At 66.9% G+C, this 23,323-nt stretch carries 18 protein-coding genes and 1 pseudogene; 13 read left to right on the plus strand and 6 right to left on the minus strand.

Going from position 1 to position 23,323, the window contains the following annotated elements; translation table 11 throughout:
* Nucleotides 1-64: 64 nt before the first annotated feature.
* The 3 genes and pseudogenes from Rhe02_RS35650 to Rhe02_RS51065 all read left to right on the plus strand — a co-directional run.
* Nucleotides 65-799 (plus strand): DUF4240 domain-containing protein, encoded by a 735-nt coding sequence (locus Rhe02_RS35650; RefSeq protein WP_203912863.1) that lies wholly within the window; start codon nucleotides 65-67, stop codon nucleotides 797-799.
* A 108-nt stretch (nucleotides 800-907) separates the two neighbouring features.
* Complete coding sequence (locus Rhe02_RS35655; protein ID WP_203912864.1) at nucleotides 908-1,339, plus strand: S26 family signal peptidase; 432 nt, start codon at nucleotides 908-910, stop codon at nucleotides 1,337-1,339.
* A 205-nt stretch (nucleotides 1,340-1,544) separates the two neighbouring features.
* Nucleotides 1,545-1,760: pseudogene (locus tag Rhe02_RS51065) on the plus strand (SDR family NAD(P)-dependent oxidoreductase); the annotation flags it as partial.
* Nucleotides 1,761-1,957: 197 nt separating this feature from the next.
* Here Rhe02_RS51065 and Rhe02_RS35665 read toward each other — a convergent pair.
* From Rhe02_RS35665 to Rhe02_RS35675, 3 genes are read right to left on the minus strand one after another with little or no spacing between them, the layout of a single operon-like run.
* Nucleotides 1,958-3,457, minus strand: coding sequence for a tripartite tricarboxylate transporter permease (locus Rhe02_RS35665; RefSeq protein ID WP_203912865.1), 1,500 nt, complete (start codon nucleotides 3,455-3,457; stop codon nucleotides 1,958-1,960).
* A 3-nt stretch (nucleotides 3,458-3,460) separates the two neighbouring features.
* On the minus strand, nucleotides 3,461-3,976 hold the full coding sequence (locus Rhe02_RS35670) for a tripartite tricarboxylate transporter TctB family protein (protein WP_203912866.1): 516 nt from the start codon (nucleotides 3,974-3,976) through the stop codon (nucleotides 3,461-3,463).
* Entirely contained in the window at nucleotides 3,973-4,974 is a 1,002-nt protein-coding gene (locus tag Rhe02_RS35675; RefSeq protein ID WP_203912867.1) for a Bug family tripartite tricarboxylate transporter substrate binding protein, read from the minus strand. Before Rhe02_RS35675 ends, Rhe02_RS35670 begins: the two co-directional genes overlap by 4 nt.
* Nucleotides 4,975-5,126: 152 nt before the next feature.
* On the opposite strand from Rhe02_RS35675, the gene Rhe02_RS35680 reads away from it, so the two are divergent.
* The 4 genes from Rhe02_RS35680 (at nucleotide 5,127) to Rhe02_RS35695 (ending at nucleotide 11,446) form a co-directional block, all read left to right on the plus strand.
* Nucleotides 5,127-5,678: a G5 domain-containing protein gene (locus Rhe02_RS35680; RefSeq protein WP_203912868.1), complete on the plus strand. Its 552-nt coding sequence runs from the start codon at nucleotides 5,127-5,129 to the stop codon at nucleotides 5,676-5,678.
* Nucleotides 5,679-5,717: 39 nt separating this feature from the next.
* On the plus strand, nucleotides 5,718-6,572 hold the full coding sequence (locus tag Rhe02_RS35685) for a P-loop NTPase (protein WP_203912869.1): 855 nt from the start codon (nucleotides 5,718-5,720) through the stop codon (nucleotides 6,570-6,572).
* Between the two features lie 253 nt (nucleotides 6,573-6,825).
* Nucleotides 6,826-10,137: a ThuA domain-containing protein gene (locus Rhe02_RS35690; protein ID WP_203912870.1), complete on the plus strand. Its 3,312-nt coding sequence runs from the start codon at nucleotides 6,826-6,828 to the stop codon at nucleotides 10,135-10,137.
* A 19-nt stretch (nucleotides 10,138-10,156) separates the two neighbouring features.
* On the plus strand, nucleotides 10,157-11,446 hold the full coding sequence (locus tag Rhe02_RS35695; RefSeq protein WP_203912871.1) for an IolE/MocC family protein: 1,290 nt from the start codon (nucleotides 10,157-10,159) through the stop codon (nucleotides 11,444-11,446).
* Nucleotides 11,447-11,692: 246 nt separating this feature from the next.
* On the opposite strand, the gene Rhe02_RS35700 is transcribed toward Rhe02_RS35695, so the two are convergent.
* Both Rhe02_RS35700 and Rhe02_RS35705 read right to left on the minus strand, forming a co-directional pair.
* A complete protein-coding gene (locus tag Rhe02_RS35700) occupies nucleotides 11,693-12,367 on the minus strand; it encodes an SHOCT domain-containing protein (protein WP_203912872.1) in 675 nt (224 codons plus the stop codon).
* A 101-nt stretch (nucleotides 12,368-12,468) separates the two neighbouring features.
* On the minus strand, nucleotides 12,469-16,026 hold the full coding sequence (locus Rhe02_RS35705) for a ThuA domain-containing protein (RefSeq protein ID WP_203912873.1): 3,558 nt from the start codon (nucleotides 16,024-16,026) through the stop codon (nucleotides 12,469-12,471).
* Between the two features lie 335 nt (nucleotides 16,027-16,361).
* On the opposite strand from Rhe02_RS35705, the gene Rhe02_RS35710 reads away from it, so the two are divergent.
* The 6 genes from Rhe02_RS35710 (at nucleotide 16,362) to Rhe02_RS35735 (ending at nucleotide 22,727) form a co-directional block, all read left to right on the plus strand.
* Nucleotides 16,362-17,840, plus strand: a complete 1,479-nt coding sequence (locus Rhe02_RS35710; RefSeq protein ID WP_239124268.1) for a sugar ABC transporter ATP-binding protein — start codon at nucleotides 16,362-16,364, stop codon at nucleotides 17,838-17,840.
* The gene (locus tag Rhe02_RS35715; RefSeq protein ID WP_203912874.1) at nucleotides 17,837-18,811 is read left to right on the plus strand and encodes an ABC transporter permease; all 975 of its coding nucleotides are present in this window, start codon (nucleotides 17,837-17,839) and stop codon (nucleotides 18,809-18,811) included. Before Rhe02_RS35710 ends, Rhe02_RS35715 begins: the two co-directional genes overlap by 4 nt.
* A complete protein-coding gene (locus tag Rhe02_RS35720) occupies nucleotides 18,808-19,794 on the plus strand; it encodes an ABC transporter permease (RefSeq protein ID WP_203912875.1) in 987 nt (328 codons plus the stop codon). Before Rhe02_RS35715 ends, Rhe02_RS35720 begins: the two co-directional genes overlap by 4 nt.
* Nucleotides 19,795-19,828: 34 nt before the next feature.
* Nucleotides 19,829-21,013 carry a substrate-binding domain-containing protein gene (locus Rhe02_RS35725; RefSeq protein WP_203912876.1) on the plus strand — a complete coding sequence of 395 codons (1,185 nt, stop codon included), beginning with the start codon at nucleotides 19,829-19,831 and terminating at the stop codon, nucleotides 21,011-21,013.
* A 76-nt stretch (nucleotides 21,014-21,089) separates the two neighbouring features.
* Nucleotides 21,090-21,953: a sugar phosphate isomerase/epimerase family protein gene (locus Rhe02_RS35730; protein ID WP_203912877.1), complete on the plus strand. Its 864-nt coding sequence runs from the start codon at nucleotides 21,090-21,092 to the stop codon at nucleotides 21,951-21,953.
* 48 nt (nucleotides 21,954-22,001) lie between these two features.
* Nucleotides 22,002-22,727 carry a FadR/GntR family transcriptional regulator gene (locus Rhe02_RS35735; RefSeq protein WP_203912878.1) on the plus strand — a complete coding sequence of 242 codons (726 nt, stop codon included), beginning with the start codon at nucleotides 22,002-22,004 and terminating at the stop codon, nucleotides 22,725-22,727.
* On the opposite strand, the gene Rhe02_RS35740 is transcribed toward Rhe02_RS35735, so the two are convergent.
* Complete coding sequence (locus Rhe02_RS35740) at nucleotides 22,714-23,211, minus strand: hypothetical protein (protein ID WP_203912879.1); 498 nt, start codon at nucleotides 23,209-23,211, stop codon at nucleotides 22,714-22,716. The genes Rhe02_RS35735 and Rhe02_RS35740 overlap by 14 nt on opposite strands.
* Nucleotides 23,212-23,323: the final 112 nt, after the last annotated feature.

The raw sequence follows: 23,323 nt of genomic DNA on the forward strand, positions 1-23,323 counted from the left end.
AAAAACGGGTGAACGTGGTCTGGCATGAGTCGCTTTTCCGCCGATAGGTGGCATACTGCCAGGCGTGAATATTGACCAATTCTGGTCTCTGATCGCGTCGGCGCGGGCGGAGGCGGGTGACCGGGTGCACCCGCAGTTTCCCAGCCGGTTTCTTGCTGCGCTGGGGGCGCGGCTTGACGAGCTGACCCTGCAGGAGGTGATCGACTTCGACGCTCGGCGTCATGAGTTGTATCAGCGGGCGAACAGGCCGGGGTTGCGTGCGGTCAATCGTATGGTCGATACCGAGGTGGGGCAGTTGTCGCAGCCGTCGGACGCGTTTCTGTCCGGGTTGGTCAGTCTCGGCCGGGAGTCGTTTGAGCGGGCGCTGGTCGACGCGGATTCGCTTTACTGGGAGCCGATTCTGCGGGCTGTCGCGGAGGATCAGCTGCCCGCCAATCGGCTGTTACTGGGGGACATCGCGGCGCTGGCGGCCGAGGTTTACGCCAGTCGCAGCGACGCGAACGGTGTCTTCTACCGCTTGGTCAGCGCGCGTCTCTATCCCGAAGAGAGTACGGACGAGGCGTATGACGACGACGAGGGCGGAGCCGAGGAGGGGCCGTGGGACGACGATTCGGCCCAGGTGCAGAACAGGTTGCCCAAACTGAGCGCCATGTTCGCGGCGCGCACGGCCGAAGCCGAACAGGTGATGGCGCGCACTCAGCGGTTGGGCGCCGTCGGCTGGACCGTGTTGTTCGCGGTGATTCTGCTGGCGGCGGCGGTGATCGCGTTGATCGGCCGAGCGCTAGAAAATAGACACTGATAGATAGGTGTCCCACGGGCAAGCCGATGGCAACTGGATGGCAAACCGGCTCCGCAACAATCAAGCTGGCCGCATCTATGACTGCCATCGCTAATGCTGGGGGGCGCGATGATCTATGTGGCGGTAGCCGTTGGGGCGTTGGTGGTGCTTGCCGTGGCCAGGTTGGTGTGGCGGTACACCATAGCCATCGTCGACGGCAGCAGCATGGAGCCCACCCTGTGGGCGGGTGATCGGCTGCTGGTACGCCGCTGTCCGCTCACCAAACTTCGGCGCGGAGACATTGTGGTCGTGCGCGAGTCGCCTTCGCCAGACGTCTCGGTGCAGCAGGGGCCGTCGTTGTACCGGCTCCTGGTCAAGCGGGCGGTGGCGGTGGCCGGCGATCCGCTGCCGCCGGTTCTGCGGGAGGGTGAAGGCGTGGTGCCGCAGGGCGCCATCCTGATCCTCGGCGACAATCCTTACGAGCGTCGGGATTCACGGCGCTACGGCTACGTACGCGATGAACAGGTTGTCGGCCGGGCGGTCAGAAGGCTTGGCGAGTAACGCCTATCGCCATATTTCTATGCGAAATACGACATGAGCCACGTTTGCCGCGAGACGTTCCTAGGTATGCACGTTAACTACCTAAACGAATCGCTCGATGGGAGACATGGCGATGACCGAGACGATCGCAGCCGACAAGGCGATCGACAGGTTCCGGCTGGAGGGGCGCACCGCGGTGGTGACCGGTGCTTCCTCCGGTCTAGGGATGCGTTTCGCCCGTGTGCTGCATGCCGCCGGCGCCCAGCTCGTGCTGGCGGCGCGGCACGAACAGAATCTGCGTGAACTGGCCACCGAGCTGGGCGAGCGGGCGCTGGTAGTGGCCTGCGACGTGAGCGTCGACAGCGATCGGGAGCGCCTCATCGAGGCGGCGCTGACCGGTACCGGACGCATCGACGTGCTCGTCAACAACGCGGGCGTGCGGTCGTCGGCGGCACACCGCAGTATGGACAAATACCAGCTGGGCACCTACGCCACCGGCAAGGCGGGCGCTGACCGGGCTGACCCGGGAGCTGGCGGCGCAATGGGGCCGCGACGGCATCCGGGTCAACGCGATCGCCCCGGGTTCTTTCCGTCGCCGATGACCGGCATGCTCGCCGACCCGGAAACACGGCTTATTGGTCACACGCCGGGGGTGCGGGTGCGCGCGCGGACTAGGCGCAGCACGATCGGCACCACGATCACTAGGGCGATGAGTGCCACCAGGGTGCCGGAGATGGGCCGCTGCACGAAGCCGAGCAGGTCGCCGGAGAACATGCGCAGCGACTGACGGAAGCTGTTCTCCAGGATCGAGCCGAGGACGAAGGCCAGCAGCAGCGGCCCGGGATCGAATCCGGACTTGCGCATCAGGTACCCGAGGATGCCGAACACGATCACAATCCACATGTCGAACACGCTGTTGGAAATGGTGTACGTGCCAAGCATCACCACCATCACGACGATCGGCGCCAGGATCGACTCGCGGACCGCGACCAGCTTCACGAACAGTCCCACCAACGGGATGCTCATGATGAGCAGCAGCAGGTTGCCCAGATACATGGAGTCGATGACGCCCCAGAAGATGTCCGGCCGCTCGTTGATGAGATTGGGCCCGGGCGCAACCCCTTGCAGCATAAGGCCGCCCAGGATCACCGCCATCACCGCGTTGGTCGGGATGCCCAGGGTCAGCAGCGGGACGAAGGCCGCGGTGGCCGCCGCGTTGTTGGCGGTCTCCGGCCCGGCGACACCCTCGATGGCGCCGCGGCCGAAGCGCCACGGCGACTTGGAAACCTTACGCTCCAACGTGTACGAGGCCATCGAGGAGAGGGTGCCGCTGCCGCCTGGCAGCACGCCCAGGCCGAACCCGAGCACCGATCCGCGCAGGATGGCCCAGCGCGACTCGCGGATGTCCGCGCGCGAGGGCCAGACGTTGTTGAACGGCAACGCGGTGAAGGTCTGCCGGGTGCGATGGTCCAGTGCGTAGAAGATTTCGCCGAGCCCGAACAGGCCCATGGCGAGCGCGACGAAGTCCAGCCCGTCTGACAGCTCAAGGATTCCGCCGGTGAAGCGTTCCGAGCCAACGAACTGGTCGAGCCCGACCGTGGCCAGTAGCAGGCCCGCGGCCGCGGCGATGACCGCCTTGAGGGTGGAGCCGGTGGTCAGCGTCGCCACCATCAGAATGCCAAGCAGCGCAAGGATGGTGTACTCCGGCGGGCCGAAGCTGAGCGCGTTGCGAGCCAGCACCGGGGCGCCGAAGGTGAGGCCGAGGATGGCGACGGTGCCGCCGATGAACGAGCCGATCGCGGCGATGCCCAGCGCGGAGCCTGCCCGCCCCTGTTTGGCCATCTGATAGCCATCGATCACGGTGATGACGCTTGCTGCCTCGCCGGGTACCCGCAGCAGCACCGAGGTGATGGTGCCGCCGTACATGGCCCCGTAATAGACCCCGGCCAGCAGGATGATCGCCGAATCGGGCGGGAGCTCATAGGTGATCGGCAGCAGCAACATGATGGTGGGGACAGGGCCGATGCCGGGCAGCACCCCGATGATCATGCCGATCAGCGCGCCTAGGAAGACCCAAAGAATGTTCCGGGGGGCCAGGGCGACCTCGAAGCCGGAGACCACCGAGTCGAAGAAATCCATCGGCTACCCAATCGTGTGGGGGATTGGCGCGTTGAGCAACTCGATGAAAAGCAGGTGCAGGGCGACGGTGACGCCAACGCTGACCGCCGCGGTCATCCACCATGACTCGCGTCCGATGAGTTTGAGCCACAGCGCGAGTGTCACCAGCGTCGCCCACTCGAAACCGGTCCCCGGCCAGGCCCCGAAACCGCCGAACATCATCAGGAAGACGGCGATGAACACCAGCGAGAGGCCGATGGTGCGCACCCCCGATGCGCTGAAGCGCTCGCCGTCCACCACCGATCGCACGTTGACGATGAGGATCACCGAGCCGACGATCATCAGCGAGCTCGCCCCGGCCGGCCAGAGCCCCGCACCCGGATCGGTCAGCGTGCCCACGCCCAGCAGCAGCGAGTTGACCAGGGCCGCGGTGCCCACAAGCAGGGGCACCGCGGCGGCGATCAGGCGTGCCGGCACGGAGGCGGGCGGCGGCTCGTCGGTTATCGCCCGTAGCTGCTCTTCGAGGCCGGGATCGGTCATTTACTGGCGATTCCCAGTGCCGCCAAGGCTTGCTTGTAGCGGTCACCGTCGGCCTGGATCTGCTTGGTCAGCTCGGGGCCGGGCAGTTCGCGCCGCTCGATGTAGTTGTCCTTCAGGAACTTTTCGTGCTCGGGCGTCTTCACCGCCTCCTTGAACGCGTTGGCGAGGACGCCGGCCACGTCGTCGGGCACTTTGGGCGGCACCGCGACGAAGCGCATCTGGTCCACCACGATGTTGAAGCCCTTCTCCTTCATCGTCGGCAGATCGGGCAGCAGCGGGCTGCGCTGCTCGGTGAACATCGCCAGCCGCCGCAGCTCCCCGGCGGCCACCTGCCGATGAGTCTCGGCCAGGTGCGATGCCCCGATGTCGACCTGCTTGCCGAGCAGGGCGGTGAGGCTGGGGCCGGTGCCGCCGAACGGCACATCGGTGGCGTTGAACCCGGCCGACTTGAAGAACAGCGTCTGAGAAAGGTAAAGCCCGGTGCCCACGCCGGAATGGCCGTAGGTAAGCTTGGCGCCTTTGTCATTGAGTAGATCATCAATTGTTTTGTACTTGGAATCCTTGTGCACCAACAGACAGATGTTCTCCACCGTCAGCCCGGTGATGATGCGCAGCTCGTCCAGAGAGATCTTTGTCGCGCTCTGCTGCAGGTGCGGGGTGATCGCGAAAAGCGACGAAGGCGAGAAGACCATGCGATAGCCGTCTGGCGTGCTCGTGATGACGTCCTTGGTGCCGACGGCGCCGGCCGCGCCGTCCCGGTTGGCCACGACGACCGGCTGCTTGAGCGGCTTTTCCAGGCTTCTGGCCATCTGGCGCGCGATGAGGTCGGTGCTGCCACCGGGAGCGAACGGCACCACCCACTCGATGGAGCGGGTGGGAAAGCTGGTTCCGGCCTGGCCGGGTTCCTCTTTCTTGACGCTGCAACCGGTGACGAAGGCGGCGGCGCCGAGCCCGAGGCCGGCCCGCATGATGTCGCGGCGGGAGAGTAGATTGTCCACTTTGGATCACACCTCCTGTGGCGATTGACCCCTTATGTTACATCGAGATATGCAGATTGCATGCCAACCTCTTCCGTGGTCGGCCAAGCGGATGCATACCTAGTCAGTAGAGCTGATTACCCTCGGCACAAGGCGTTCCTAGACTCGGCGAAGTGAGAATCAGCAATCGCCTTGCGGCGGTGTCCATCGCGGCCCTAATGGGTCTCAGCGCGTGCGCCGGGACCGTGCCGTCGGCCGAGCCGGGCCCGGCGAATTCCACGTCGAGTGCCCCGGCGAGCGTGACGACGACGGTCACCGAGACCAAGCCCATCGCGTTTCAGCGCCTGACGCGTGATGATCCGTCGCTGCCGAAGGGGCAGACCAAGGTAGCTACGGCGGGTGTGGCCGGCGTGGAGACCTTTACCTACAAGGTGACCAGTGTCGACGGCCAGGAGACCGGCCGGGAGTTGCTGGAGCGCAAGGTCACCACGCCCGCGATCGATGAGGTGACCCTCGTCGGCACCAAGGTGGCGACGACGCCGGCGAAGCCGAAGCCGGGCGGCAATTGCGATCCCAACTACTCCGGCTGCGTGCCGATCGCGAGCGACGTGGACTGCGCGGGCGGCAGCGGCAACGGGCCGGCCTACGTCGAGGGTCCGATCAACGTGATAGGGCAGGACATCTACGACCTCGACCGCGACCACGACGGCATCGCCTGTGAGTAGGGGACGGACTTCAGCGGCGCGGTGTGTCATCGTTGCCCGGTGACAGGTGTGCCGCGGCTCGGCCCGGCCTGGCAACCGCCGGTGCCGGGCGCCCAGCCGGCTGAGCAGGCTGGGCTCAAACCTCCCGCCGCCGAGGTGATCGCGGTGTGCAGCGGCAAGGGTGGCGTGGGCAAGTCGACGGTGGCCCTCAACCTGGCCGCGGCGCTGGCGCAAGACGGTGCCCGGGTCGGGTTGCTCGACGCGGACGTGTACGCGCCCGACATCCCGCTGATGCTCGGGCTGGCCCGCAGGGCCACCGCCAAGCACTGGACGCTCGCCCGGCCGGGCGGGCTGGCCCGCACTCCGCTCGAGCCGGTCGAACGGCACGGGCTCAGGCTGATGTCCGCCGGGTTCATCGTGGGCGAGGACCAGCCGGTGTCCTGGACGGCGGATCTGGTGGGCGCGCTGCTCAATCAGATGCTCTGGTCCACGGTCTGGGGCGAGCTGGACTTTCTCGTGCTTGACCTGCCGCCGGGCACGGGCGACATCACCCAGGCCATCCTCCGGCTGATCCCGGCCGCCCGCGCGGTCCTGGTGGTCACCCCGCAGGACGCCGCGCATCTGGACACCCGCCGCGTGATCACCGCGCTGAACGCCGCGAAGATCACCATTGCCGGCGGGGTGGAGAACATGAGCGGCCTGATCTGCCCGTGCTGCGGGGAGCGGATAGACCTGTTCCCGCCGGTGGCGGAGCACCGCTCGATCTGGTCTGCCGGAGTGACCCGGCTCGGGACGGTACCGATGGAGCCGGCCAAGGACGATGCGCTGGCCGAGCCCGTGGTGCTGACCCGCCCCGAATCGGTGCGTGCGCTCGCGCTACGCGCCGCCGCCACGGCGATCCGCGCCACCCTCTAGACCCGCTTTTGGCGGCTGGAGCAAAAGTTGGGCTCGCGGGATCGAGACTTTCGTTGATGTAACTCTTCAAATCTTCCTGCCGGAAGGGGTATGGTCCCCAACAGGCCAAAGTTAGTGCGTCCGTCCCTCATCCACATCGCACTCCATCAACGTCGCGCAGCTCAGGATCCCAGCTGCTGGACGGCATGCGGGCTGGTGCCCGCCCGACCAGAGCGAGGTTCCCTTGCGCAGCTCTCGTTACCGTCGCCTACCCATGCTCATTTTCGGGGTGTTCGCACTCCTCGGCGGCGCGATTCCCGGTGCCGTGACCCCCGCACCGGCGGTTGCCGCTGTCGCGCCCGACCTCAGCGGCATGTCCTTCAAGGTTCTGGTCTTCACCAAATCCGTTGGCCAGCAACATCCCTCGACCCCGGCCGGAGTGGCCGCCATCAAAGCGCTGGGCAAGAAACTGCATTTCAGCACCCAGGTCACCGATGATGCCCGCAAGTTCGATGAGCGGCACCTCAAGCAGTACCGCGTGGTGGTGTTCCTCAACACCAGCGGGGACGTGCTCGATGCCGCGCAGCAGGCCGCATTCGAGGCCTACTTCCGGGAGGGCGGCGGGTTCGTCGGCATCCACGCCGCGATCGAGGCCGAGCCCGACTGGCAGTTCCTCACCGATGTGCTCGGCGCCCGGGCGACCGGATCGTCGGCGGTGACGCCGGCGCGAATCAAAGTGGCCGACCGGGTGCACCCGGCTTCGAAGCCGCTGCCGGAATACTGGCCGCGCATCGATCAGTGGTACAACTTCGGCACCAACGTGCGCGGCGTGTCCCACGTGCTCGCCACGGTCGAGGAGAGCAGCTACACCGGCGGCGCCATGGGCTTCGACCACCCCATCACCTGGTGCAAGGACTACCAGGGCGGGCGTTCCTTCTACACCGGCCTGGGCGACACCCCGACCGGGTTCGCCACCACCGATCTGCGCGCCCACCTCGGTGGCGCGATCCGGTGGGCGGCGGGCGTCACCAACGGCGACTGCGGTGCGACCGTGCTGGCCAACTACCAGATGGAGTTCATCGCCGCGCCGCCGAATGTCAACGAGCCCATCGGTTTTGACGTGCTGCCCGACGGCCGGGTCGTCCAGACCGACCGGCGCGGCGGGGTGCGGCTGCACGACCCGGCCACCAACACCACGCACGTGCTCGCCCAGATTCCTGTCTACCAGGCGAGCGAAGACGGCATGTACGGCCCCGCCGTCGACAACGACTTCGCCACCAACCATTGGGTCTACCTTTACTACTCGCCGCTGGAGATGGAGGCGCCCTTCCCGCCGAGCACACCGGTGGCCAACGCCCCCAACACCGGGACCGATCCGAGCGTGTGGGATCCGTGGCTGGGCTACTTCCAGCTGAGCCGGTTCAAGTTCGTCGACGGGACGACGCCCACCCTCGACCTGTCCACCGAGCAGAAGATTCTCAAGGTTCCGGTCAACCGCGGCGCGTGCTGTCACGTCGCGGGGGACATCGACTTCGACTCGCACAACAATCTGATGATGGTCACCGGGGACGACACCCCTTCCGGTGGCGGCAATTCGGGCGGCTTCTCCCCGCACAACGACATGATCACCGATACCGGGCTGTACAACGCCCCGCATGTGGACGCGCGCCGCTCCGCGCTCAACACCAACGATCTGCGCGGCAAGATCCTGCGGATCACGGTGCAGCCCGACGGCAGCTACACCATCCCGGCCGGAAACCTGTTCACCGGCGCCGAGGAGGGCGGCGGCAAGACACGTCGCGAGATCTATGCGATGGGGTTCCGCAACCCGTTCCGGATCACGGTCGACGACGACGATATCGCTTACATCACCGACTATTCGCCCGACTCGCAGACGCCTACGGTGTTCCGCGGCCCGCCCGGTACAGGCAGGATGATGGTCGTCGACCGGCCGGCGAACTACGGCTGGCCCCTGTGCGTGCAACCGGATCTGCCCTACTACCGATGGAACTTCAACACCAGCACGCCGCTGGAGGACCCGCCGCAGACCCACGAGTGCGACAACCCGGCGCGTGGCCCGGCCAACCTGTCGCGCTGGAACACCGGCCTGACCTACTCGCCGCCGGTTTCGCGTTCCGAGGTTTGGTACTCGTACCAGGACAACAATGCCGCCAACCCGCTGGGCACCCCCTGCGTGGCCAACTACACGCAGAACCCGCCCGGGACGTGTCCGCAGCTGTTCCCGGAGCTGGCCACCGGCGGCGTCGGCCCGCACGGCGCGGCGAAGTACGACTACAACCCGCGCAACCCGAACCCAACCAAGTTCCCCGAATACTTCGACAACGCCGTCTTCTTCGGCGAGTTCACCCGCGACTATCTGCGGGAGATCCGCTTCGATTCGCAGGGCAACGTATTCAAGATAAACAGTGTGCTCAACTGTGGGGCGGCCCCTACCACGCCCGCGAAGCCGTTCCTGTGCGACAACCCGATGGACATGATGTGGGGCGACGACGGGAACTTCTATCTGCTCACCTACGGCGACGGCTTCTTCGCCATCAACCCCGACGCCGCGCTCGTCAAGTTCAGCTACGTCAAGGGTTTGCGGGCGCCGATCGCGGTGGTGAAGGCCACCCCGACCGATGGGACGGCGCCGCTGACGGTCGCCTTCTCCAGCGAGGGCTCCCGCGATCCCGACCCGGGGGACTCGATCCGTTTCGCGTGGGACTTCGATGGCAACGGCACGGTCGACTCGATGGATCCGAACCCGTCGTTTACGTACCCCACAAATGGTGTCTTCACAGCACGGCTGACCGTCACCGATTCCAGCGGCAAGAGCGCGTCGGCCAATACCACCATCACGGTCGGCAACACCTCGCCCACGGTCGACCTCACCCTGCCGGCCGACGGCAGCCTGTTCAGTTTCGGTGACACGATCCCGTTCGCGGTCACCGTCTCCGATCCGCAGGACGGCCCGATCGACTGTGGCCGGGTCGAGGTCACCTTCGTCCTGGGGCACGACTCGCACGGGCACGCCGAGACCACCGTGCACGGGTGCAGCGGCACCCTGCCCACCTTCGCCGAGGATGTTTCCCACGGCGGCAATGTCTTCGGCAGCGTGGTCGCCTCCTACACCGATCTGGGCGGCCCGGGTGGAATCCCGCCGCTGACCACGGTCGACCAGGTGAGCATCCTGCAGAAGCGGCAGCAGGTGGAGTTCGCCGTCGACCAGGCGGGGACCAACACCGCGCCCACCGCCGATGTCGGGGGTGGCCTGCACCGGGGCAGTCTGGGCAACGGAGACTGGCTGGCGCTCAACGGTTCCTACCGCCTGGCCGGGGTGGACACGCTCACCTTCCGCACCTCCGGCGGCACCGGCGGGGTGGAGGTTCACCTCGACGCGGTCGACGGGCCGCTGCTCAGCACGGTGACGATCGCCGCCACGGCCGACGCGAACACCTTTGTCAGTCAGCCTTTCCCGATCGCCGACCCGGGTGGCACCCACCGGATCTACCTGGTTTTCCGGCCGGTGACCGGCGGGCCTGCGAACAATTTCTTCAACCTCAACTGGGTCGAGTTCGCCCCCTAAACCCATAAAGGAGAAGCACATGGCTTTGCACGGCAAGATAAGTCGTCGCCGGTTACTGACCGGCACGGCCGCTGCGGCGGCGATCGGCCCCGCATCGGTGTTTGCCGCGTCTTCGGCGAGCGCGGCGAATGGGCGGCTCATCCCGGCTGGCAAGATGGGAACGATCACCTTCACCCAGCGCGATGTCCCCAGCAGGGTCGGCATCGCGGCCAGCGCCGCCCTCGGGGTGGCACCAACGATGGGTTACCTCGGTGGCCCGAACTTCCCGCACGATCCCACCGATCTCGGGCCGTTGGTGCCACTGCCGGGCGGTTGGCTGGAGCTCTTCGACTACCTGGCCGGTCTGGGTTTCAGGCAGATCGAATTCGCCGGCTACGGCCAGAACGCCGCCAATCCCGGCGGGGCCGCGCCCAACCCGGCGCCCGGTGGGGTCACCACCCCGGAATCGCGTGCCGCCTACCTCGCTTATGCGCGAACGCTTCGGGGCTTCCTGGACGACTTCGATCTGGAGGCGATCGGCAATCACGGCTTCATTCCGAGCACCTGGCCCGGCCCGAACAGCCCGGGCGGCGCGATGACCCCGGCCGATTACGACCGCTTCCAAACCGAGCTTGAGTTCGCCTCGATTCTGGGGATGCCCTATATGGGTACCGGAAACGACCCCACCAATGCCAATGACCGCAACATAGAACCGTGGACCATCGCCGGAGAGAAATGGGAAGCGCTCAACGAGATCAGCATGCGCTCGTGCATCCAGCTGTATCCGCACAACCATTCGCCGGCGTACAACTTCCTGCAGGACGGTCCCATGGTCACCGTCACCCAGGATCGGGTCACCGGCGCGCCGATCGCCCCGACCGTGGTGCGCGGCGAGTCCGGCAAACGCCTGATGCAGCACTATCTCGACATAACCAGCCGCAAATGCGTGGTGGAGCTGGACGTCTACTGGTCGCACGTGGCGCAGCACCAGTGGCGCTGGCGCTACGACTGGGACGGCAACCGGGTCGAGGACATCTTCGACCCCACCCGTCAGGTGGCGCGCCAAACCAAGCGCTACGCCCTGTTCCACGCGAAGGACGGCGACAGCACCGGCGAGCCATTGGGAGTCGGCAACGGCTACACGTTCATCCCGTTCGGTGATCCGCGCAGCGACATCGATTTCGAACACTTCTACCGCAACATCGGCGCCAAGGGTTTCCACAACTCCAACTACGAGCAGGACAACGCTCCCGGCGGCAGCGCCGACCCGGGGCAGTCCCTGCGCCATTCGGCGATCAGCGCCGCGGGCATGAAGGGCCTGCGCGGATAGTGCGGGAAACGGGTGCATGCCGCCCGGCGTGGCCACGCCGGGCGGCATGCTTCCTGTTCGGTGGGCCGGCGCCGGCGCGGGAGGATCCCTTCCCGAGCCCAGCACCTTCCCGAACCCCAACGCCGCACCTGCGACGGCCGTGCCGCCTCGTGGTGTTTAGGCCGTTGGCGTCGGGGCGTTGTCGCCCTATTGCCAAGTCTCGATACCAGCCTAGGCGAGCGCAGTTGTGGATTCAACGATTTCGGGCTATGCCTCGAGGTCCGCGCTCTGCCGCTCGAATTCGGCGTCGGTCAGCACCCCGCGCTCGTGCAGCCGCTTGAGCACGTGCAGCTGGCTCACCTGCTGACGCGGCTCAGAGATCCGCGCCGGCTGAACGGGCGCGATCACCAGCTGCGGCATCGGCGCCGGCACCGGTCTGCCGTGGCGCTCGCACCATGACTCGTGATGGCGGCGAAGGCTGGTCAGGATGTCGTCGTAGTGCTTCGGCCCGGTCGCGAGGCGACCCAGCTCGGGGCGAAAGGTGAAGGGCCGCATGAAATCCCCGCGCTGAACCGGGGTCTGCACCAATGGGCCGTCCAGCCGGTGGATGACGATGGCGTCGCGTCCCATGTAGAGACCGCCGATGGTGGCCAGGCCGTTGCCGATCTCGCGCACGTTCTCCCACGGCACCATCGTGGTGTTCAGCAGCGAGCGGCTCTTGATGCCCTGATCGCTGACATAGACGCCCAACATGCTCCGGCGCCCGCCGACGAGAATGCCGGCGGTCGCGATGGCGGCGAGCAGGACCACGAGCCAGCTCGGCGCGTCGTTCGCCACCATCTCGTAGCCGATCCCGCCGCAGGCGACGATCCCGACCACCAGGCCGAAAATGGCCTTCACCGTGGCCAAGTCCAAAGAGTAGGGCCGCTCCCACCGTGTCATGTGGACATGATGACCGATCGTGTCGAGCCCGGGGGGAGATGAGGCGCGGCGCGGGCTGTGCGGGCCCGCGCCGCGCCTCCTTCCTCCCACCATGAGGTGTGCTATGAGGTGACGGTCAATCTCCATTGCTGATTGGCGCCGGTGTGGCAGGGCCACTGGATCAGCGCGGCGCCGTTGGTGGTGGCGGCACCGTTGACGTCGAGGCACTTTCCGCTGTGCACGGCGCGCAGCTGGTAGACCCCGGCGGTGCTGGTCGTGACCGCCTGCCACTTCTGGTTGTCCTGGTTGTTGCAGGTGAGCTGGACCATGGTGGCGGCGTCGGCGGTGGATCCGGCCGAGGCGGCAAGGCACTTGCCGCTGTGCACCGCTTTGAGATAGACCAGCCCGCCGCCCGCGTCGACGGCCTGCCACTTCTGGTTGTTGCCACCGGTGGCCGACCATTGCACGACCGCCGCATTGTCCGCTGTGGATACTCCGCTGACATCGGCGAGCAGGTTGCTGTGCACGGCGGCCATGGTGTAGGTGCGCCCGGCTATCCCGGTCGGGTTGGTGCCGACCCCGGCGCCGCCGAAGGTGAACGCGTCGACATCGAAGGAGTTGTCGGCGCTGGATTTGAACACCAGGTACAGATTGTGCGTGCCGCTCAGGGCGCTCACCGGGACGGAGGCCAGGTTCTGGTAGTTGTCCCAGCCGCCGGTGCTGGGCACCGCCGCGGTGGCGAGCAGCTGCCCGGTCGGTGAGTCCGCGCGCAGCTCGATCGTGGCGCCGCCGCTGGGCGAGGAAACCCGGTAGCTGATCGAGTTGATGTTCTGCAGGTTCATCGGGCTGAACATGAGCCAGTCATTGTTGCTGATGTCGCCGATGCGGTTGCCGCTCTCGGCACCCGCCTGCGCGATCACCCGGATGCCCGATTGAGACGTGAAGTACTCCGCCTGCTTGTGCTTGGGCTGCAGGGTGGCGTTGGCGAATCCGGTCAGCCTGCCCACCGACCCGTTGCCGTTGTCCTGATAGCGGGCGTTGAGCAGGTAGAAAAGGTTGGCCCCGTCGGGGTGCCCGCCCAGCACGGAGGTGTTGATGGTGCCCGAGCAGCCGGGAAGATCGCTGGTCGGGTGGGCGTGGTCGTCGTGGCCGAGCGCCGGGTTGAGGAAGACCTGCGCGCAGTTGATGGTGCCGTCCTGGGCATCGGTGACGCTGATGCCATAGGCGACGTTCTGCCCGAAGTCGAGCATGCCGCCGTTGGGCGGGCCGGTGATGGTGACCACCGGCGCGTTGTTGCCCACCGTGATCGGGATGGTGGTGCTCGACGAGCGCCCGGTGTTGTCGCTGACGGTCAGCCTCGCGTTGAAGTTGCCGTTGGCGGTGTAGACCCGCGACGGGTTGGCTGCGGTGGAGTCGGTGCTGCCGTTGCCGTCGAAGTCCCAGGCGAAGGTGATCGGGTTGCCGTCGGGGTCGAACGAGCCCGCGCTGGAGAAGGCGACCGTCAGCGGGGCCAAACCGTTGGTGGGGTTGGCCGTGGCCCGTGCCGCGGGTGCCCTTCCGCCCGGTACGTAGTCGATGCGGTACAGGCCCGAGTCGTTGTTGCCGCCACCGAACTCCGATCCCCACTCCAGCACGTAAAGCGAGCCGTCCGGACCGAAGCGCATGGCCATGGGTTTGATGAAGTTCCCGCCCGGCAGGAACGGGTTGATTTTGACCAGGTTGCCGGACGAGTCGAAGTGGATTTCCTTGACGAAGTTGCGCGACCACTCGTAGAAGAAGTGCACGCCGCTGTAGTAGGCGGGGAACTTGGTGGCCGACGTGCTGGCCGCGTTGTAGCGATACACCGGTCCACCCATCGGGGCCGAGCCGCCGCTGGACATCTCCGGGAAGGTGGTCGAGGCCGGGTAGCCGTACCAGATCTGCGGCTGCACCAGAGCCGGCAATGTGCGCAGGCCGGTGTTGTTGGGCGAGTCGTTGACCGGGGCGTTGCAGTTGAACTTGGCGCCGACCACCCCGGTGTCCGGGTTGTAGGGCGCGTAGGCCTGGTTGTTGCCATGGCAGAACGGCCAGCCGAAGTTGCCCGCCTGCTTGATGACGTTGAGCTCGACCAGACCTTCGGGCCCACGGTTGGTGGTGGGCGGGTTGCGGTCCGGGCCGTAGTCGGCCAGGTTGAGCCATCCGGTCTGCATGTCGACCTCGAACCGGAACGGGTTGCGGAATCCCATGGCGTAGATCTCGGGCCGCGTCTGAGCCGTGCCCGGCGCGAACAGGTTGCCACTGGGGATCGTGTAGGTGCCGTTGGCCTCCGGGTGGATCCGCAGGACCTTGCCGCGCAGATCGTTGGTGTTGCCCGCGGTGCGGGCCGCGTCGAGCATGCTCTTGCCCGCACGCCAGTCCAGCGGCGCGTATCCCTGCCAGGCGGGGTCCAAATTGGGCGGTGTGTCGTCGCCGACGCTCAGGTAGAGATTGCCGTTGGGGCCGAACGCGACGTACCCGCCGGTGTGCCCGGGTTCGCTGAAGGTGCGGTCGCGGTAGGCCGGGACGTTGAGCACGGCCACCTCACTGGACAGGTTGACGGTGTCGCCGCTGACGGTGAAGCGGGAGAGCCGGTTGATGTCGGTCGGGCTGGTCCGCGGGGACCAGTAAAGGTAGATCCAGTTGGTGGTGGCGAAGTTGGGATCCAGCGCCATGCCGACCAGACCGTCCTCGCCGCCGGTGTAGACGTCGAGCTGGGCCGCGGTCACGGTGGAGGCCGTGCTGGGCTTGTAGATTTTCACCGCCCCGCCGCGCTGCACGTAGAAGACCCGTCCGTCCGGCGCGATGTCCAGTGCCATCGGGTCAACGGTGTTCTGATCGAGGCTGATCTTGTCGAAGTTGGACCACACCGTGCCGCCGCAGTCACCGGCCACGTTGCCGGCTGCCCACTTGACACCGCCGAGGATGTGGTTGCGGAAGTTGGTCTCGCTGTACGAGGCGATGTCGTGGCCCATGGCGGTGGCCCAGACCCGGCCGCCTTCGGTGTCGCGGCACCACGAGATCGGATGGTCCGGTCCCATGGCCGAGCCACCCGGGTTGTAGGTGCGCTCGTCCGCGGTCACGAGCACGTGCACATCGCCGCGCGCGTTGCGGTCGAAGTTGTACCACTCCTCGGTGCGCACCCAGTTGTCCGGCAACCCGGCCGTGGACGGGTGCACCTTGTCGGCGACCTTGGCGGTGCCCTGTAGGGAGCCGGGGGAGTGGGCGGGCATGTGCGCGCCGCCGTTGATGGTCTGGTCCCACCACGGGAAGTCGGTGTCGATGCCCATGTCGGTGGCGTTGTGGATGGCCACGATTCCCTTGCCGCTGCGCAGATAGTTCTGCACGGCTTCGCGCTGCGCGGTGTTGTCGAAGACCATGCCGGAGGCCTGGAACATCACGAGCACGTCGAAGGTGGCCAGGTTGGCGGGGGTGAACGAGGTGGCCGAGTTCTCCGAGGTGACGATCTCGAAGTTGTTGGCGGTGGCCAGCTGGCTGAACATGGTCAGTCCGGCGGGAATGGAGTCGTGCCGGAATCCGGCGGTCTCGCTGAAGATCAGGGCCCGGAACGCGGGTGCGGCTGCCACCGGTGTGCTCACCAGCGATTGGGCGAGCGCGATGACCAGGGCAATGAATCCACTTAGGACAGCTTGGCGGCGGCCCATAGGAAGCTCCTCCTGAGGATGGGGGCTGGGTTAGCCGGCACACCCGCCGCGGTAAGCCGTTCGATTGGCAGCCTTGCTTACGGAATCACTCAAGTCAATGCCAACTTTTGATGGAATCGACAGAACTTCGGTTTGTTTGAGCAAAAAACAAAACCGAACAAGATCAATCAATAGCCATATTTCTGCAGCTCAACCTCGCATTATTAAAACGTGACTATTTCCCGATCGTTGCGGCCTTGTCAATTCCGTGACCAATGGCCTACCGTCCAGCCCACGGAGTTTCGACGATTTGAGCAAAAGTAACCGCGACGGCTGCAAAAGTTCGAGGGGGCGGCGTGCTGCTGGAACTGAGCGAAGTGAGCAAATCCTTCTTCGGGGTCAGGGTGCTCCACGAGGTCGGCCTGAGCCTGCAAGCCGGTGAGGTGCACGCCGTCGTCGGCGAGAACGGCGCCGGCAAGTCCACCCTGATGAAGATCGCCTCCGGTGCCTATCAGCCCGATGCCGGTGCCATTCGGCTTGCCGGGCAAGCGGTTTCGTTCCGTGGCCCGCGCGAGGCGCAGGCGGCCGGGGTAGGGATCATCCATCAGGAGTTCAACCTGCTGCCCGAGCGCACCGTGGCCCAGAACGTCTTTCTAGGACACGAGCCGTCGCGTCGCGGCTTCGTCGACCGCGGTGCGATGCACGCACGCACCGCGGAACTGCTGGCCTCGATCGGCGCCGATGGTCTTTCGCCCGACGCCACGGTCGGCAGACTTGGCGTGGCTCAGCAGCAGATCGTCGAGATCGTGAAAGCGCTGGCGCTGGACGCGCGAGTGCTGATCATGGATGAGCCCACCGCCTCCCTCGCCGACCACGAGGTGCAGGTGCTTTATGCCTTGGTACGCAAGCTTCAGCAGCGCGGCATAGGCATCGTCTACGTGTCACACCGGCTCGCCGAGGTGTTCGACCTGTCGAACAGGATCACCGTGCTCAAGGACGGGCGGCTGGTCACCACCCTGGACACGGCGCAGGCCACACCGGAAGCCTTGGTGCGGCACATGGTCGGCCGCGAGCTGGCGCACTACTACCCGCCGCGGGCCACTCAGGCAGGCACCGAGCGGCTGTCGGTCAGCGGGGGCGGCAACGCCAAGCTGCGCGGGATCGAGCTGCGGCTGTGTTCCGGCGAGGTGACCGGAATCGGTGGCCTGCAAGGCTCCGGGCGCTCCGCGCTGGCCCGTGCCCTGTTCGGGGCGCAGCCTTTCACCAGCGGGCAGGTGCTGCTCGACGGGCGCCCGATCCGGCTGCGCTCGCCGCGTTCGGCGGTGCGCGCCGGGATAGCCTACGTCACCGAAGACCGCAAGGCCGAAGGCCTTACGCCGCGACAGTCGTTGCTGGACAACGCTTTGCTCGCCACCCGCGCGGTGCGGCCGCAGTGGCTGGGGCAACGGGCCAGAGCGGCCAACGCGCGTCAGCTGCTCGCCGGAATCGAGGTGCACGCGGCCGGTGAGGATCAGGAGATCCGCTACCTGTCAGGTGGCAACCAGCAGAAGGTGATCCTGGCCCGCTGGCTGGCGATGACGCCGCGGGTGCTGCTCTTCGACGAACCCACCCGCGGCATCGACGTGGGCGCGAAGGCCGCGGTGCACGATCTGATCCGCCGCCTCGCCAGCGACGGCGCGGCCGTGCTGATGATTTCCTCCGAGCTGCCGGAGCTGCTGGGCATGAGTGATCGGATAGTCGTGATGCGCGATGGCGCGATCGCCGGAGAGCTGCCCGCAGGCGCCTCCGAGGAGGACGTCGTCGGCCTGGCCACCGGAACGCGAGCGGCGCCATGACCCTTCTGCGGCAACGGCTTGCGGCCATCGACTCCACGCGAGGGGTATGGGTCGCGCTGGTCATCACGCTCACCGTGGGCGGGGTGCTCGTCTACGCCGATGGTGGGTCGCTTTTCCATCAGTCGAGCATCGTGAGCATGCTGCAGCGTGCGGCCGGGCTGGGAATCGTCGCGATTGGACAGACCTTCGCCATTCTCGCCGGGTCGCTGGATCTGTCGGTGGCCTACGTCATCAGCCTCACCTCGCTGATCGCCGCCGAAACCATGGCCGGGTCCGAAGGCAACGTGCCGGTCGCGATCGCCGCCGTGCTCGCGGTGTCGGCCGGCATCGGCCTGGCCAACGGGCTGCTGATCACCAAGCTGCGGATCAACGCGTTCATCGCCACGCTCGGCGTGGGCCTGCTCATCAAGGGATACCTGGAACAGGGTTACGCCGGGCCGGCCGGGTCGGTGCCGACCTCGGTGCAGCGGCTCGGCTATGACCGGATCGGACCGGTGCCGCTGTCTTTCCTGCTGATGGCCGCCGTGGCGGTGGCCGCCTGGGTGGTGCTGCAGCGCACCCGTTTCGGGCACCACACCATCGCGGTCGGCGGGGATCTGGACGTGGCAAGGCTTTCCGGGGTGCGAACCGATCGGGTGCTCATTGGTACCCACATAATCTGCTCTATCTGTGCCGGGATCACGGGTCTCTATCTGGCCAGCCGGCTGGGGGCGGGCGCGCCCCGGGTGGGCAGCGAGGGTGGCTACGACCTGGAGTCGATCGCCGCGGTGGTGCTCGGTGGCACGGTGCTCGCCGGTGGCCGCGGCGGCGTGGCCGGAACCGTGGGCGGAGTCGCGCTGCTGGCCGCGATCGACACCATCTTCAACCAGCTCGCCGTGGACCCGTTCTTCAAGCAGGTGGTCCGCGGTGTGGTCATCATCGCCGCGGTGGCCATCTACGCCCTTCGGCGGCGAAAGGCGGGCAGGCCATGAGCGCGACAGAGACCGGCAATGCGGTGCCGGTGCGCAGCGAGGCACGCCGTGGGCTCACCGGAATCGGGCCGATCCTGGTGATTCTCGCGGTGTTCCTGGCGGCGATCGCCGTCAGGCAGCCGGAATTTTACGACCCGCCTTCGCTGCTGGCCTTCCTGAAACGGGCGGCGCCGCTGGTGATTCTGGCCGCGGGACAGTATTTCGTCATCGTGGCGGGTGACTTCGACCTGTCGGTCGGGTCGCTGGTGACCGCCGAGGTCGTCATCGCGGCCCGGCTCATCGACGGCGACCCGGCCCTGACCTGGCCGGTGATCGCCGTGATGGCCGGCTTCGGGCTGATGGTCGGGCTGGTCAACGGCCTGATCACGACGATGCTTCGGGTGCCTTCGTTCATCACCACCCTCGGCATGTACCTGATCCTGGTGGGCGCGGTCTACACCTGGACCGGCGGTTCGCCGCGCGGCGCGCTCAGCGAGGAGTTCCGCATGCTCGGCCGGCGCGGGATCGAAGGCGTGCCCTACCTTCAGCAGCTGCCCTACGCCGTGCTCGTGCTGGCCGGGGTCGCCGTTTTCGCCATCACCCTGATGCGGGCCGATTTCGGCAAGGTGCTGCTGGCCATCGGCGACAACCCTCGCGCCGCAGCGCTGTCCGGGGCGCGGGTGGCACGGGCGCGCACGGTGGCGTTCGTCCTCAGTGGACTGTTCGCCGCCATCGCCGCGGTCCTGCTGGGCGGCTTCGGTGGGGTTTCGTTTCAGGTCGGGGCGGGCCTGGAGTTCACCGCGATCACCGCGGTGATGCTCGGCGGGGTCGTGCTCGGTGGCGGCGCAGGCTCGGTGACCGGCGCCATGCTCGGCGCGCTCACCTTGGAAATCCTGTTCACCCTGCTCAATCTGCTGGGAGTTTCCGGCGCTCTCAAATCCGCGGTGCAAGGGCTGATCATCATCGCCGCCGTGGCCGTGGGCAACATCCGCCGCCGGAGCTGAACGACATCACGCATTCAATGAGGAAGGCATCGACGTGAAGATATCCACAGCGTTCGCGGCGACGATAGCCGCGGTCACGTTGCTCACGGCCGCCGGATGTTCCAGCGACATCCCGCAGACCAACCCGAGCGCGAGCAAGGGCGCCGGCACCGGCGAGCAGTCGAAGTTCTTTGTCCAAGCCGATTACGACCGCGAGATCGCGCTGCGCAAGGTCACCCCGACCGGGCCCAGCGACAAACCGTGGGAACAGGCGCTGGACCCGAAGCTGGTGGACACCGCCAAGTACAAGAAGGCCGGGCCGTATCACCTCTGCTTCTCCAACGCGGGCGTCGGAAACCCTTGGCGTCAGGTCGGTTTCAAGAACATGCAGGCCGAGGTGGCGCTGCACCCCGAGATCAAGACGTTCACGGTCGCCGATGCGGAAAGCAAGGACGACAAGCAGATCTCTGACATCACCGATCTGCTGGGCAAGGGCTGCGATGCCCTGATCGTGTCGCCGAACACCACCGCGACGCTCACCCCGGCCGTCGAGCAGGCCTGCGCCAAGGTGCCGGTCATCGTCTTCGACCGCGGCGTCAACACCCAGTGCGCGGTCACTTTCATCAACCCCATCGGCGGGTACGCCTTCGGCGCCGACGGCGCGGAGTTCCTCACCCAGAAGATGAAGTCCGGCGGCAAGGTGCTCGCGCTTCGCATCCTGCCCGGCGTCGACGTGCTGGAGACCCGCTGGGCCGCGGCGAAGGTCATCTTCGACAAGTCGGGGGTGGACGTGGCCGGGGTGGAGTTCACCGACGGCGACCCGGCCAAGACGAAGTCCATTGTCACCAACTACATTCAGCGCTTCGGTAACATCGACGCGATCTGGATGGACGCCGGGGCGACCGCGGTGGCCGCGGCCGAGGCCTTCGAGGACGCCGGCAAGCCCATCCCGCCCATCAATGGCGAGGACCAGCAGGACTTCCTGAAGATGTGGCAGGACAAGAAACTCACCGCGATCGCGCCCACCTACCCGACCTTCCAGTGGCGCACCCCGGTGATCGCCGCGCTGCGGATCCTCGGCGGCCAGCAGGTCGCCAGCCCGTGGAAGCTTCCGCAGCCGACCATCACCGACGCCAACCTGAGCCAGTACGTCCAGCCCAACATGCCGCCGCTGCACTACGCCATGTGCGGCTGCACCATGCTGCCCGGCTACCCGGCCAACTGGGGCGGCAAGAGCTAGCAACCTAGGAAGCTTTACAGGGTGTGCCGTACCCGAGTACGGCACACCCTTGCCGCTGGGGAAGGGAACACGGACCATGTTCGCCATCGGGGTCAACCCCTGGATCTGGACCTCGCCGATCACCGACCAGGCCCTGGCCTCGTTGCTGCCGAAGTTCGCCAAGTGGGGCTTCGACGCCGTCGAGCTTCCGGTGGAGAACCTGGGTGATTGGTCGCCGGGCGCGGTGGGCGATCTGCTTGCGGCCCATGGGCTCAGCGCGGCCGCGGTGATCGCGGTGACCTCTCCGGGCCGCGAGCTGGTGGCCACCGACGACGAGACGGTCAAGCGGACGCAGGACTATGTGCGCGCCTGTGTCGACCTGGCCGTCGAGGTCGGCGCACCCTCGGTGTGCGGGCCGCTCTACGCCTCGGTGGGCCGGACCTGGCGCATGTCGCCGGCCGAGCGTGCTGACGTCTACGGCCAGCTGCGCGCCAACCTGCAACCGCTGGCCGACTACGCGGGCGAACGCGGGGTCCGGCTCGGATTGGAGGCGCTGAACCGTTACGAGACAAGCGTTCTCAACACTGTCGCGCAGACCCTGGAGGCGATCGATTCGCTGCCGGCGACCATCGGCATCATGCTGGACAGCTACCACATGAACATCGAGGAGGCCGATCCCTGTGCGGCCATCGCCCAGGCCGGGCCGCGCCTGGTCCACGTCCAAGTCAGTGGCAGCCACCGGGGTTCCCCGGGCGCCGACCACATCGATTGGGCCAGCTGGCTTTCGGCCCTTTCCCGCGCCGGGTACGCCGGGCCGCTGTGCCTGGAGTCGTTCACCGGCGACAACGAGGCCATAGCGGTGGCCGCCGCGATCTGGCGGCCGCTCGCCCCCACCCAGGACGCCCTGGCCCGCGACGGCCTGACCCACCTGCGCACCATCATCGCGGGCCTTCGCGCCTAGCTGGTAGGACCACTTGACCACCGCCTGGTTTGATTGCAGAGTTGCGGCGTGGAGTTGAGGGCGGTGGCGCGCCGGTCCGCGTCCGATCAGGTCTTTGACCAGCTGGCGGGGAACATCCTGCGCGGCGAGGTGGAGGCGGGGCAGAGCCTGCTCAGCGAGAGGCAGCTGGCCGAGGTGCTGGGGGTGTCGCGCCAGGTGGTGCGGGAGGCCTTGCAGCGGCTGGCGCACGCGGGTTTTGTCGAGGTGCGTCAGGGTGGGTCGACCACCGTGCTGGACTTCAAGCGGCATGGTGGGCTGAACCTGTTGGCGCAGTTGCTGCTCGCCGACGGCGGGGTGGACCTGGCGGTGGCACGCTCCATTGTGGAGGCTCGCCAGATCATCGGCCCGGAGGTGGCGGCGCTCGCGGCGAAGCAGGCTGGGCGAGAGGTGGCCGGCCAGCTTCGGCAGACATTGGCGAAGCTGGCCGGCGACGCGGACCCGGTGACCAGGCAGCGGGTGGCGCTGGAGTTCTGGGAAGCGCTCGTCGACGGGTCCGACTCGATCGTGTTTCGCTTGATGTTCAACAGCTTGCGCCTCGCCTACGAGCCGCTGCTGGCCGCGATGGCGGTCGTCATGCAGCACGAGGCGAGCCAGGCCGGTGACTATGACGCGCTGATTGATGCGGTCGAGGCGGGTGATCCGCAGGCGGCCCGCGCCGCGGCCACTCAGATCCTCAGCCCGACCACCAGCGCGCTGCTCGATGCCATCGACGCGGCTGCGGTCACGGCGTGGTGACGATCGGGCGGTATTCCACGGCGCGGCCACAGTAGGCCGGGGGAACGGTGCTGCCATTGGCGGCCTGGCGGCACACCTGGACCACGAGCCGATCGATGCGGGCGACCGTCGATGAGCTGCCGAGGATGAACTGGAAGCTCACCACGCCGTTGTCCACCCGGCGGGCCTGCCTGTCCACGACAACCGTTCCGGCGTAGACGGCGAAGTTCGCGATGCTGAAGCGGCGATCGTCGGGGCAGATGGCGCCGGGATCGGCGGGCAGCGGGCGATCGGCCAGGCGGCCGGCGACCGAAACCGCGACGGCGTGCGTCGGGGGTGAGACGAGACGCCAGGTGAGCGTGCCCTTGGTGAGCCCGTAACGGCATGAGTCGCCGGAGTCGGCGGCGAATGCCTGGCTGATGGTGACGTCCGCGTGAGCGGTCGCGGGGAGGGCGAGCATGCCGATCGTGGCGGCCAGAACCAGCCAGAGACGTGAGATTTTCATCGTCGTTTCCCTTTCTATTTAGGGTTTAGGGGCAAAGTCGAGCCTTGGCGCGCACCGCCGGAAAACGACGATCGGCAATATATCAAGCCCGGGTCCACAATGGACAAGATAT

It is taken from the genome of Rhizocola hellebori (assembly GCF_016862955.1).
Classification (GTDB): Bacteria; Actinomycetota; Actinomycetes; order Mycobacteriales; family Micromonosporaceae; genus Rhizocola; species Rhizocola hellebori.